This is a genomic window from Candidatus Saccharimonadales bacterium, assembly GCA_036388415.1.
GTDB lineage: Bacteria > Patescibacteriota > Saccharimonadia > Saccharimonadales > UBA4665 > UBA4665.
On record DASVRW010000002.1, the window covers coordinates 67,987 to 81,217 of the forward strand.

The following is a 13,231-nucleotide window of genomic DNA, read 5'->3' on the forward strand; positions in this document are numbered from 1 at the left end:
TTACTTATTGCGGCAAAACGCTGCGAATACACTGTATGTCACTAGTTCTTATTGGCGTCTATTACGCTCAGCAGCGCGGCGATGGACACGCCGATCCGTGGATCGATGGGTACTTCGGCAGACGTCAAATCGAGTCCAATTTTGACGATGAATGGATTTTTGCGATGGGTAAGTCGAGCGCCAATACCAGTGGCTACGCCATTAGAGACGCCGTTGATTGTGTAGGTCAAGGGAGCGACCATCAGCAGCATGTCCGCCAAAAATCCGACGAAGGGAATGAAGCCGACGTAGCGGCGTACCAATGCCAAACCGCCACTGGTTTCGCGCAGATTCGCGATGAGATTGTCGGATGCATCTAGCACGTCCCAATGGTCACGGATAAAGGTAGATTTTAGACCTTTACGCCGGAACGAGAAGAGTACGGTGTCCGAGGCATTTTCGTAGACATCATAGGTCGCACCGAAATCGATAATCTGACGAGCATGGATACGGAGTAACTCCTGTTTCTTACTATCGTCAGCATACAGCCGGATGTCCTCGCGCAGTGTCCAGGCTTTCATTTCTATGTAGCCGACCCGTGTTTCAGTAGCTGGATCTGTCACTGTAATTGACGCACCAAATAAACGTAGGAATTTGCGCCGAAATTCGAGTGTTGTCAGTTGTGAATAGTTCATAGTGTCTCCCGGTCGTTATCGTCTATACGTTGTATACATTGTAGCCTAAGTACGCTGCATATTTTGATGAATTCATATATTTTCATACTTGTTGTCTGTATCTACGAAATGCTTATGTAGTGTAGAATGACCATAATGACAGCCCAGAGTAAACGATCGTTAGGAGCAGGTGCCGATTCTGTGCGTACTGCGACGCAGGTAAGCCCTACGACATCGAAGCGTCGGCTATCTAGCTCGTCGACTGCGATACAGCGCCCGGTGCAACCAGATCAAACCGCAAGCGGACAGCCAGCGCAGGCGCATCCAAATGCCGGAATCCCTATCGATTCGGGGCCGCTCAGTTTGCTGGGGCGTCAAAAATGGCGGATTGTCAGTATTGTACTGGTTATTTGCGCCATATTGTATATTCCGTCTGAAGCTGCCCGGCAATCGACGAAAGATATTCGATATGGTTCGAGCGTTGCCGAAATACAAAATCTGCCTGCTCGTGAGGTGGGCATCGTTTTTGGAGCGGGAGTGCTGCCAGATCGGACGCCGACCGAATACCTGAAACACCGTATCGAAACAGCGGTTGATGTCTACAAATCAGGCCATGTGAAACGGTTGATGATGTCCGGCGACAACCGCACCAGTCATTATAACGAGCCGGTCGTCATGAAAGATTATGCAATAACGCTTGGCGTTAGTCCGGCTGACATAGATATGGACTATGCCGGCTACAGTACCTACGATACGTGCCATCGGGCGCATGCAGTGTTTAAAATCACGAGCGCTACCGTCGTTACGCAGGGCTATCATCTGCCGCGGGCAGTTATGACCTGCAAAGACATCGGCATCGATACGATTGGCGTGGCTGCCAAATCAACGGGCCGTGACTGGACGGTCAACTACCTCGTACGCGAGCATGCAGCAACCATCAAAGCGTACGTACAGATTGCAACTCATTCCAAGTCAATGACCACGACTGTTACCGAAACCACAACCACGACGTCTGCACCTGAGCCTAAAACACCGTAAGAGAATTTTACAGCAGTCTTTTACGGTATTTTCCAGTAGAATAAGGTTTACGTTTATATTGTATTAATGTGCCGCTGCGGTTAGAGCTCGGCCGGATATTGAGGGATTGTATGGCTGAAGAGATTGCACAAGATACCGATCTGGATGTATTGACGACTGATGACGCAACTGAAATGCATCTTGAAGCAGACGTCGAAGTGTCGCTTGAAGAGGCAGAGACTGAGCCCACTATCAAATCAGCGGTGACGAAGCCAGTGACGAAAGATAAGCCGACGGAAAATATTTTGGCACCCGACCAGGCCGAGATCGATAATTATAAAGAAACCGATGTATTCGCTTGGGCAAACAACCTGGTGCAGTACAAAGATGAACTGAAAATCGAATTATTTTTCTTCAATAAAAATAACGTCGTGTACCGTACAAATATGACAGCCGAGCTCAGCAAACAGCTGGAACCGCTGTTTATCGATGAAATCCTGGAATATGTACTCGAAGGAGCCGACCAAGGCATGATCGTCCGTGGATTCGAAGAGGCCGAGAGTGAAGAAAATGTCTTGATGCGCACCCGGCTGTACAAAGTTGAAAAGGCCAAAGAAATGCTGAATTGGCTCAAGACTCAGGAGCACGAAATCGAAGTCTTCAAAGAAGAAGAGCATGACATCAAGCGTATCAAAGGTATCGTTGCGCGCTGTAGTCACCGCGATATGCCGATGAAATTCTATGTCATCAAGCAGTTGCCGCAGTCGCAGGTCATGAAGGGAAGTACTGGCTGGATGATCCGGGACAATAAGTTTGTCAGTTTTGACGCTGATGCGGCCCTCCGCGTACCGTCCGACAATCAGCTGCTGGTCATCGATCAGGATATGTATGTATTTAGCCAGGCCAAACTCAAAGCGCTGTTCGGCTATGACGCCAAAGAAGCTAGTATCGCCGAAAAAAAGGTCGAAGAGATTCAACAGAACTTCAAACTGAGTTTCTCCGACGGCGAATCGATCCAGAGCCTCATCAAAGGCAACCGCGGTGTTATCAAAAAACTACAGAAGCTAGAACCAAGTACGCTGAAGCAGGAAGATATCATTGACCGATCAGATGAACTTGATATTGGCCTCATGCAAGACGACAACGGTGCCATTATTATTATGGACGGCAAAGACATGACCAAATTCGTCAATCTGCTCAACGATGACTATATGGAAAGTCCCATGACCGGTATCCGCTACGAAATCCAAAAAAAGCGCGAACTCAAACCGACAGAAGAAGATGAAAACGCCGGAATTCTGCGCGAACTCAGCTAGTAGGAATATTTGCATAAAGAAACTGAAATGGTATTATAGGAGCTTAATTATTAGAGGATAAGCTTGTATGCCAACCATTGAATTATTGCAGTTTTCTCCAATATCTCCAGAAGCTGAGAGGCTCGTGGAAATCGAACACAACTTACGATTACCTCCAGAGCAGCTTGCCAGAATGGCGATATCGATGCATATTGATGATGAAAAATATTATCTTGAGCAAGCATATATACAACTAGATGAGGCGGCAGCTGTAATGCAAGCACCACCAATAACATATACTCGAGAGGAAAATGTTCTTTATTGCGTAGGTTGGGGAGTCGTATTAAGCCGTGCGGAGCGTATCAATCAACTTCAGAAAAGCATGGATCTAGCTGCTGTTTCTGAAGTTTACTTAATGGAACTTTTAGCAAAAAAGAAACAGATAGAACTTGGTAATACGAAAGTTATTACTGCAGTTGCTAGTCAAGAACGAGCGGTGCTCGAGGCGCAGAAACGACAAGCCGAGATAACAGTCTCAAAAGGCTGAACGAGGCTATCGTGGCAAGAGCATAACGCGGTATACTAGATACAGATGGATCAAGCGCTCGCACTCGAGATTATGGCGGAGGGTCATAACGTACTTCTGACCGGCCCGGCCGGATCAGGCAAGACATATGTACTCAATGAGTTTATTCGGCGCGCCAAGGCTGGCGGCAAGTATGTCGCCGTGACGGCTACAACCGGACTGGCTGCCACGCATCTCGGCGGTAATACGATTCACGCCTGGAGTGGCATGGGCATAGCCGATCAGCTGCACCCGCAGTTTGACGAGCATTTGCTCAAGGGCAGACGAGACATCATCGAAGCGACTGACATACTGGTGATTGATGAGATCTCGATGCTGCACGATTACCGCCTGGATATGGTGGACGAGATTGCCCGCAAAGTCCGCAAACGTGATGAGCCGTTCGGCGGTATCCAGGTCATCCTCTGCGGTGATTTCTTTCAGTTGCCACCAGTCAATCGGGGTGACAGCCGGCAGGGCAGCTTCGTCGTGAGCTCCGAAATATGGGAAGAATTCGATCCCGTTATCTGTTATCTCGAAGAGCAGCACCGGCAGGATGACGACGACTTTTTAGAAATTTTGAACGCCCTGCGCGCGGGCGACGTCCGCCGCCGCCATGCCGAACTGCTGCTGGCCCGCGTCGATGCTGACCTTGGTGAGCACACCGAAGCAACTGAGCTGCATACCGTCAATATTGATGTCGACCGCATCAACCAATCGCGTCTCGATAGCATTCCCGGCAAAGAGCACCACTACGAACTTTCGACATCAGGCAAAGAATCATATGTTGAGTCGCTGAAGCGCTCATGTCTGGCGCTGGACGTGCTGACGCTCAAAAAAGGCGCGCTCGTCATGTGTATCAAAAACAGTGCTGAAAAGCGTTATGCCAATGGCTCGCTTGGTACGGTTGTCGACTTCGAAAAGAGTACGGATTTTCCGATTATTGAACTGCTCAGCAGCGGCCGGCGCATTACCATGGAGCCAGAAAGCTGGGAGCTGCGCGATGGCAACAAGAAGCGGGCTGCGATTGCTCAAATACCGCTGCGGCTCGCCTGGGCGATTACAGTACACAAAAGCCAGGGTATGACCCTGGACGCAGCCCGCATTGACCTGCGCCGGGCATTTGTCGAGGGTATGGGCTACGTCGCGCTGTCGCGGGTACGCCGCCTCGACAATCTCAGTCTCGTCGGTATCAACCGAATGGCGCTGCAGATCAGTGAAGAAGCGCTTGAGATAGACAAGCAGCTCCGCCGCAAGTCCGCCTCTGACGCCGCCCGCTTTGAGCCGCTCCGCGAAAAAGCTCTGAAACGAGCCGCTCTCGAAAAATCAAATCCCACGCCGAAGGCAGCAACAGGGGGCTGGACCGACAAACTTGCCAAGATGCGTGCTGAATACCCCAATGCCTACAAACCCTGGACCAAGGCTGATGACGCCAAGCTGATGGATGTATTTAGTGATGGCAAGCCAAAATCGCTCAAAGATCTAACGGCAGTGTTTGGCCGACATCCCGGATCCATTCGCGTTCGTCTGCAGAAGCATTTTGGCGAAGACGCAGTCGCTGATCTGCACTAATCTTGCTGTTTATATAATGGCCGCAGCATCCTCGGCACCGAGCAGTATCGTAGTGGATATAGACATAACAGCTATGTGACATGTTGTTAAAAAAGTTAACAAAATATTTGGCATGAGCGTCATGTGACTGGCAATATATCGTCATAAATTAAATGAGGGTCGCGGTCATGGCACATAACATTACTAGAAATACAGGCAGAAAATTGCAGCTTCGGAATTTTCAACCGCTGGCACGGGCTGTCATGGTTGTATCTGCTGTTGCAGTCCTGGCGACAGGCGTAACCTATGCTGCTCTGCAGAGCCAGGCCGCTAATCTGACGGGCAACTCTATTAGCACGGCGACGGCTGATCTGCGGATATCGACAACCAGCTCGACCAGCTCGACGAGTTTCGCTAATACCAAAACTGGATTTGCCTTTAGTAATATTATTCCTGGTGCCGCTGCCGTGCCGACTGATGGCAATCTGTTCTATCTCAAAAACTTTGGCACTGCGCCAATGGCCCTGAAAGTTGCAATTAGTTCGACGCCAACCAATCTTTCAAGCGTCGACCTCAGCAAAGTCTACATACAGTTTAGCCGCGTCGATACCACGGCAGTTCAGAAACTACCAGTTGCCAGCCTTATCGCTTCCCACACCACGGGCGGTACGCCGGTCACCGATAACCTCGTCGGTGGAGCGACGGCACAGTACAAAACCCAGGTTGTCATGGATGATGATGCTTTCAGTGGGGCTTCAGCAACCATTGGCGGCATTGACCTAGTGTTTACCGGCTTGGTAGTAACACAATAAGCACCCATACGACACGCGCATGACACAGCAGTACGCCTCCGCACAGCCAGCAGCCATCCGGATTATTACGATGGTAATGTGGCTGTGCGTCGTACTGTCGGTCGTTGCGATCGGACTCGTAGGGTATGCCCGGCTGCACGGTAGGGCAGTGCTCAGTGTACAGACGGGTAGTATGCAGCCAGCCATACGCCCCGGTGACGCTGTCGTTGTCCGTAATGCGTCTGCTGCGTTGACCGCAAATTCGACGCCGAGTAATTTGCGAGTAGGTGATATTGTAACATTTTGGAGCCCCAGCCAGCCGGATACGCTGATCACGCACCGAATTGTGAACATTTCGCCCGCATCCGGGATGGTAATTACCAAAGGCGATGCGCTGGACGCGCCGGATACAGCTATCAATGCCGATGCCATCCTGGGTAAAGTCGAACATATTGTACCAGGTGCCGGCTATGGACTCAGTATACTGCGCCGTCCGATCGGACTAGCAGCAGCCGTCTACCTACCGGCGGCCGTGCTGATATACGGCGAAATCAGCCGCCTGATGCACCACTATGACAGGCGTTTTTACCGGCTAGCTGCGTACCGCTTGCCAGCTCCGGCTTCCCGGTAGTGCTCGATCGTATTTCTGGCCGATTCCTTGCCGACTCCTTGCCTATTTCTGGTCCATTTCCGTCCTATCCCGTACTCCACCTTTATGACACAGAGTACCATTTCTAACTGTCGGTCCGACGCAGAGACCGTATAGTAATTGCAGTCTACGCTACTGTATGTGCAAAGGAGGTGTATGTGAAAATTACAAAATTCGTTCATTCCTGTTTGCTGGTCGAAATGCCGGCACCTGTTAACCGGACTGCATTGTTTGACCCTGGAGTTATGAGTGAAGCAGCGCTTGATGTCGATGCACTTGAATTTCTGGACAATATTATCATTACGCACAGCCACGTCGACCATATGAGTCTGCCGCTGCTGCAAAAACTGCGGGCCAAATTCCCGAGTGCCCAGATTACCGCACCACCAGAAGCTCGAATGCTGCTCGCCGAGCAGGGAATTGAATCGGTCAGCGAGGAGACGCCGGGAATTGCTTTCTTTGCCTCGCCGCATGCCGACGTCTCACCGCTATTTCCGACGCCGCAGCAAGCGGGCGTACATTATCTCGACACCTTGACTAACCCGGGCGACGGGTATGATTTCAGTGAAACGAAAGCCATTTTAGCTTTGCCAATTACCGCCCCTTGGGGCGCGACGACCGACGCTGTCCGAACCGCCCTAAAGTTGAAGCCGCAGTACATTATCCCAATCCATGACTGGCACTGGAGCGATGATGCCCGCACGCAAACCTATGACAATTTAGAGCCATTCTTCGCCGATCATGACATCAAATTTATCAAACCCATAACCGGGCAACCGTTTGTCATAGATATAAGTATCAACTAGTGCAAAGCCGCTTCACAGGCCCGATCCAAGCCGGAAAGCACAAGCAGACTGAACGAAGCGCCATAACCCAAACGAAATAATGTAACGAAAGCGAGGAATATGAACGACAATAACACCTATACGCTAAATACTGGAGCTACTATCCCGGCTGTCGGCTTTGGCTGCTGGCAGGTAACACCCGATAGCGCTGCTCGCACTGCCGTCGAGGCTGCGATCGATGCCGGCTACCGTCACTTTGATACCGCCAAAATATACGGCAATGAAACTGGCGTCGGCGCTGGCCTGACAGCTGGCGGCATGGCGCGGGAAGACGTGTTTGTCACCACCAAACTTTGGAACGATGATCAGGCCTACGACACGGCGCTGGGCGCTATTGATGAATCCCTCGCCAAACTGAGCCTCGACTATGTCGACTTGTACTTGATTCACTGGCCGGAAAGCGGCACGCGGCTTGACGCCTGGCGGGCGATGCAGGATATATACGCCTCTGGCAAAGCCAAGGCCGTCGGAGTTAGTAATTATACCGTCCGCCATCTGGAGGAATTACTAGCAGGCAGCGAGCTGGTACCAGCTGTCAATCAGGTAGAGTTCCATCCATATATTTACGAACAGCAAAAGCAGCTGCTGGACTACTGCGCTGACAAAAACATTATTATCGAAGCTTATAGCCCGCTGGCGCGTCACTCGCGCGACGTTGACGAGCGCATCGCCGCCATTGCGGAGCAGGTCGGCCGCACGCCTTCACAGGTGATACTACGCTGGTGTCTGCAACACGGCACCGTGCCGCTGCCACGCTCGACAAACCCCGATCACATCCGCGAAAATTTCGAAATCTTCGATTTTTTCCTTGATGACGAGGCTATGAACACGCTGAATAGTATGAGCGACGGCCAGCGGGTAACAAGCGACCCTGAAGAATATGCGTAGGGAACAATATTGACACATTAGCACTATTATGCTAATGTTAAATCATGGTAGAAAAAAATAAAAACAGTTTTATATTAATTAAAGAAAAATTAGAAAATGTCGTATCCCATCTCGGTGTTGCCGTTATGCTGGCAGCCACGGTTGTCAGCATCGTCGAGATTGCCGAACGAGAGAGTAGCCGGCTCGTTACAACACTACAGCCGGCCTATGTCCACGCCGGATCGACGAGCGATATAGCTGGACAGGCTGGTCATAGCGGACATGCCGGGCAGGGCAGCGACCAGGCGCACCGCGGCAAAGAAGAAATTCGCCATGCTGCAGCATCCTACGGCGAACTGCGGCGCCAGCATTTTGTAGCTGGTACTGTATAAACGACGCATCGACTTCGTACATATAATTCCGTACGTAAAATAAAGAGCAGAGACGCTTGGCACATGAGCAGCAGGGGCGCCTAGCGCAGCTCTTATAAACATAAGCGCTATATGTGTGCAAAACTCGACGACACTAGTAAAACTGTGGATAACTTTTATGTAAAACGCTCATGTTTAGTAGAAAAGTACTTGTAGTGGGTACAAGTGGGTAGTACACTCTAGCTAGTGGGTAATCGTGGGTAACCAAGCAGAGAGCAATCAGCTCGAAACAAGTGTTAACCATCAAAAAACAAAAATAACCACTAGCACACTAAAACAATACGTATGGCCACAGTAGATTATTTCCAGCGCAAGCTTGACGACAAGCGGCGGTTAACCATACCGACCGAACTTAGAGCCGAATTTGCCGATGGCGTAGTCATAACTCGTGGGTTCAAGCAATACTTACATATCTATCCCAAATCGGTCTGGGACAGCGAAGTTGAGCCGCAGCTGACGGGAAATATTCTCGATGAGCGCACGGCTGACCTCAACGTACAGTTCCGAGCAGGCAAAAGCGAAGATGAGCTCGACGACAAGCAGGGGCGCATCGCGATTGAACAGCATTTGCTGGACTATGCAGGTATTGATAAAGGCGTCGCCTGCGTGCGCGCCGGTAAGTATTGGCGGCTTATGGCTGACACCTAAGCATCACTATACGTACTAGGCTCCTTAACAATTCATAGAAAACCAAAACTGAAAACTCCCGCAAACAAGATCTGAGCTATCAGGATTGTAGGTCAAATCAAACTTACAATAAATGATAGACAGGGAAGAGCAGCCCGCATGACGATTTTATATCGGCATCCGGCGCGATGAGAAACCTACGATAGTAGGTGTCTCAATACACACATTTGCAGGTCAGCTATTCGGTAGTCAACAAGTGGCACCTTGGGGCACCACTCTAAAAACCCTTGCACATTCATCAAAAACACCTCCCAAAACTCCACCTCACACATAAGTCTCTCACTTGTTCTGTAGCAATACAGAACCACATCGATCATTTGTTCGTCCAGAAGTCTCATGGATTACTCCAAATCTATGAGATACGCTTCGGGACATGCAAACAAATGATCAACCAAAAACAAAAACGTTCCTCCAAAAAAAACAAAAAGTTGGCTATCGAATAGGTGACCTAGCAATCTACTGGTATAATGCCAGCAGGTTTTAAAACAAAAATCACCAAAACCAAAAAAATTAACAATATAACAAGATGCTTTTCTGTTTCGTCCATCAGCCAGTATAATAGCTAGCTTATGACGAGTAGAGAAAGTAGTACGATGACCACAACACAAGCCGATACGCCAGATGATGCATTGCACATCCCGGTGCTTGTAACGCAAGTCATGCACTATCTAGATCCGCAGTCTGGGGAATCATACCTCGACCTGACGGCTGGATACGGCGGACACGCGGCGCAGGTGCTTGAACGCACGCAGAATCCGAGCGGAGCAGTGCTAGTGGACCGCGACGGTAATGCCGTGGCGGAACTCCAGAAACGCTTCAATCACGGTGAAGTAATTGTCCAAAACGATTTTGCAGCTGCTTCGCAGCAGCTCGTCGACCAGGGCAGGCACTTTGACTGTATTTTGGCAGATCTCGGGGTATCATCACCGCACCTCAACCAGGCGGCACGCGGCTTTTCGCTCGCCCAGGATGGTCCGCTGGATATGCGGATGGATCAAGACCAGGAACTGTCGGCTGACACTATCGTCAACGGCTATTCCGAAGCGCAACTGATCGACATACTGGACAATTACGGCGAAGAACCAAAGGCCAGGGCAGTCGCCCGAGCGATACTCGCAGCCAGGCCGGTACGCAGTACCGCGCAGCTTGCCAGCGTCGTAGCCAGGGTATGGCCCGGACATAGTAAAGTGCATCCTGCGACCAGGACATTTCAGGCAATCCGTATCGCCGTCAACGACGAACTCGGATTAATCGAAAAAGCCTTGCCGCTGTGGATTAATTTACTGAAGCCAGGCGGACGAATCGCTATAGTATCTTTTCAGAGCCTCGAAGACAGGCTGGTAAAGAATCTATTAGCCGAACGAAGCGGCAAAGATAGATATGACTCGGACCTCAGACTGCTTACCAAGCGACCAATTACCGCGAGTCACACTGAATTAGTTCACAATCCGCGGTCCCGTAGCGCTAAGCTGCGAGCCGCAGTGAAAATAAACAAATAAAATAAAAGGAGGCTATCATGCCTATACAAATCAAAAGCTCATCACGTGCTTACAAAGTTCACGTCAAAGTAGTCTAGTACTGCAATGACCGGAGAAGGGCAACGTATTGTTGCCCTCTTTCCACATCTCTAGCTAGTACATAGCTCGGAACATTTATTCTTCACACAGGCTTGATCATGTATCAAGCCCATATACAAACACACTAAAATAAAAGGAGCGCATATGACGTACTCTAGTTCTATTGCTATGTCTCGCGCTATGACGCAGCGGACTCCACAGGGTCAAAGATTCGCCAGTCGAGGTCAAAATGCGGTTGATTTTCGTCGCACCAGCACCCGGCTTGGACCGATCAGCAACACTGTTATTATTATCGTACTGGCCTGCTTGCTCGGTTTATTATATCTGACACAGGTCACGAAAACAGATGCGTATGGCTACCAAATCGACAAATTGCAAACGCAGCAATCACAGCTGAAACAGGAAAATGAAGACCTGGTACTGGCTTCGGCACAGATGCAGTCGCTCGACCGCGTGCAGGCAAGCCCACAGGCAACTGCCATGGTTCCGGTATCTCCGTCTGGTACAGTTCGCCAGTAATCACGAAATATCTGTATAATATATACTGAGCTTATGTTTTCTCAAGTCAATGACAATCCTCGTCCTGGCGCTCAGCCTATCGTGCGCATCCGTATTTGGTATGCGGTTTTATTGGTAGTTCTGGCTATATTTTTGATCAGATTATTTTATATTCAGATTATCCGCTACGATTATTACAAAGATTCGGCACTGAGCGACCAACTCAAGCAGTATGAGATTCCAGCTTCCCGGGGCAGGATATTGGTGCAAAACGGCACAACCGGGCAAACCCTGCCCATCGTACTCAATCAAAAACTATATGTGTTGTATGCCGATCCGGTGTTTATCAAAGATGCTGATCGGACTGCACGGGCAGTTGCGGGTATTACCGGTGGTGACACTGCTGCTTACAAACAGCTGATGAGCCGCAAAGACAGTCGCTATGCCATTCTTGCCAAAAAGGTAACCGAAGACCAGAAAAAGAAAATTACAGCCTTAAAATCTCCTGGTATAGGTACCCAGGTCCAGGAATACCGAACTTATCCGCAAGGTTTACTGGCAGCCCAGGTGCTTGGTTTCGTCAATGATGAGGGCAAGGGAACATATGGCGTTGAGCAGGCGCTTGATAGTCGGCTCAAAGGCCAAAAGGGCGAGCTGAAAGCAATTACCGACGTCCATGGTGTACCGCTGGCGGCGAGCTCTGGAAACACGCTCAAGCCTGCCGTTCCCGGCAAAGACATTACGCTGACGCTTGACCTGCCGATGCAAAAGCAGCTCGAGATGATCCTGGCCGACGGTGTCACACGGACCAGGGCTGAATCGGCTCACGCTGTCATCATGGATCCGCGCACTGGTGCCGTTAAGGCGATGGCTAATGTGCCGACTTACGATCCGGCAAAGTATTATGAAGTCGAGGACGGCGCCCGCTTCAATAACGGTGCCGTGACGCATTCCATTGAAGTCGGATCGATCATGAAGACACTGACGACGGCCGCCGCCCTGGATACTGGTGTCATCAAACCGACGACGACGTATTACGATCCAGCAAAATGGAAAATCGATGAATTCAATATTACGAATATCGAGGAAGATGGCGGCCCTGGTGTCAGGTCGGTTGCAGACATACTGAACCTGTCGCTGAATACCGGCGTGACCTGGGAACTTATGCAGATGGGCGGCGGCACTATCAACCAAAAGGCGCGTACGACATGGCACAATTATATGGTCAATCACTTCCTGTTTGGTAAAACAACTGGCATCGAGCAAGGCTACGAGTCGCCAGGATTCGTACCGGGACCAAAGGACAATGGTGCGGGCATCAACCTAACGTATGCGAACACTGCTTTCGGTCAGGCTATGACGGCGACACCGATCCAGATGGCTGCGGCTATGAGCGCTGTCGTCAATGGCGGTACCTACTACCAGCCGCATTTGATAGAATCCGCTCCGAAAGTGGTGCGTCAAAACGTCGTGTCTGGCAAAGTCAGCAAAGAAATCATACCGCTGCTGCAATACGTCATCGACAAGCACAATGTTACCCCGGCGTTTGACCAATCGCGTTATATCGTCGGCGGCAAGACGGGTACGGCCCAGATCGAAAAGGACGGGAAGTATCTTGATAATGACTTCAATGGTACCTACCTGGGGTTTGTGGGCGGCGACCAGCCGGAATATGTGATAGCGGTGTTTATGAACAAACCGAAGATTACGGGATACGCCGGCTCGGCCGCAGCTCAACCGGTATTTGTGAAGCTTGGGCACATGCTGATAAACAATTCGTATGTGACGGCGAAAAACTGAGGCCA

At 50.2% G+C, this 13,231-nt stretch carries 14 protein-coding genes; 13 read left to right on the forward strand and 1 reads right to left on the reverse strand.

What is annotated here, in order from left to right:
- Positions 1–41 precede the first annotated feature (41 nt).
- The gene (locus VF575_00505) at positions 42–674 is read right to left on the reverse strand and encodes a hypothetical protein (GenBank protein ID HEX8182064.1); all 633 of its coding nucleotides are present in this window, start codon (positions 672–674) and stop codon (positions 42–44) included.
- A 135-nt stretch (positions 675–809) separates the two neighbouring features.
- Here VF575_00505 and VF575_00510 point away from each other — a divergent pair, with 135 nt between their 5' ends.
- The 13 genes from VF575_00510 to VF575_00570 all read left to right on the forward strand — a co-directional run bounded on the left by VF575_00510 (position 810) and on the right by VF575_00570 (position 13,226).
- Positions 810–1,691 (forward strand): ElyC/SanA/YdcF family protein, encoded by an 882-nt coding sequence (locus tag VF575_00510; GenBank protein ID HEX8182065.1) that lies wholly within the window; start codon positions 810–812, stop codon positions 1,689–1,691.
- A 110-nt stretch (positions 1,692–1,801) separates the two neighbouring features.
- Positions 1,802–2,986, forward strand: coding sequence for a Kiwa anti-phage protein KwaB-like domain-containing protein (locus VF575_00515; protein HEX8182066.1), 1,185 nt, complete (start codon positions 1,802–1,804; stop codon positions 2,984–2,986).
- A gap of 67 nt (positions 2,987–3,053) precedes the next feature.
- Positions 3,054–3,512 carry a hypothetical protein gene (locus VF575_00520; GenBank protein HEX8182067.1) on the forward strand — a complete coding sequence of 153 codons (459 nt, stop codon included), beginning with the start codon at positions 3,054–3,056 and terminating at the stop codon, positions 3,510–3,512.
- A 45-nt stretch (positions 3,513–3,557) separates the two neighbouring features.
- On the forward strand, positions 3,558–5,102 hold the full coding sequence (locus VF575_00525) for a PIF1 family DEAD/DEAH box helicase (GenBank protein HEX8182068.1): 1,545 nt from the start codon (positions 3,558–3,560) through the stop codon (positions 5,100–5,102).
- Between the two features lie 167 nt (positions 5,103–5,269).
- Complete coding sequence (locus VF575_00530; protein ID HEX8182069.1) at positions 5,270–5,893, forward strand: hypothetical protein; 624 nt, start codon at positions 5,270–5,272, stop codon at positions 5,891–5,893.
- 19 nt (positions 5,894–5,912) lie between these two features.
- Complete coding sequence (locus tag VF575_00535) at positions 5,913–6,503, forward strand: signal peptidase I (protein ID HEX8182070.1); 591 nt, start codon at positions 5,913–5,915, stop codon at positions 6,501–6,503.
- Positions 6,504–6,679: 176 nt separating this feature from the next.
- On the forward strand, positions 6,680–7,327 hold the full coding sequence (locus VF575_00540; GenBank protein HEX8182071.1) for an MBL fold metallo-hydrolase: 648 nt from the start codon (positions 6,680–6,682) through the stop codon (positions 7,325–7,327).
- A 99-nt stretch (positions 7,328–7,426) separates the two neighbouring features.
- On the forward strand, positions 7,427–8,254 hold the full coding sequence (locus tag VF575_00545; protein HEX8182072.1) for an aldo/keto reductase: 828 nt from the start codon (positions 7,427–7,429) through the stop codon (positions 8,252–8,254).
- A 44-nt stretch (positions 8,255–8,298) separates the two neighbouring features.
- Positions 8,299–8,625: a hypothetical protein gene (locus VF575_00550; protein HEX8182073.1), complete on the forward strand. Its 327-nt coding sequence runs from the start codon at positions 8,299–8,301 to the stop codon at positions 8,623–8,625.
- A gap of 324 nt (positions 8,626–8,949) precedes the next feature.
- Positions 8,950–9,312: a hypothetical protein gene (locus tag VF575_00555; protein HEX8182074.1), complete on the forward strand. Its 363-nt coding sequence runs from the start codon at positions 8,950–8,952 to the stop codon at positions 9,310–9,312.
- Between the two features lie 608 nt (positions 9,313–9,920).
- The gene (rsmH, locus tag VF575_00560) at positions 9,921–10,850 is read left to right on the forward strand and encodes a 16S rRNA (cytosine(1402)-N(4))-methyltransferase RsmH (GenBank protein ID HEX8182075.1); all 930 of its coding nucleotides are present in this window, start codon (positions 9,921–9,923) and stop codon (positions 10,848–10,850) included.
- A 222-nt stretch (positions 10,851–11,072) separates the two neighbouring features.
- On the forward strand, positions 11,073–11,447 hold the full coding sequence (locus tag VF575_00565) for a hypothetical protein (protein ID HEX8182076.1): 375 nt from the start codon (positions 11,073–11,075) through the stop codon (positions 11,445–11,447).
- 33 nt (positions 11,448–11,480) lie between these two features.
- Positions 11,481–13,226, forward strand: coding sequence for a penicillin-binding protein 2 (locus tag VF575_00570; GenBank protein ID HEX8182077.1), 1,746 nt, complete (start codon positions 11,481–11,483; stop codon positions 13,224–13,226).
- The last annotated feature ends 5 nt before the right edge of the window (positions 13,227–13,231 follow it).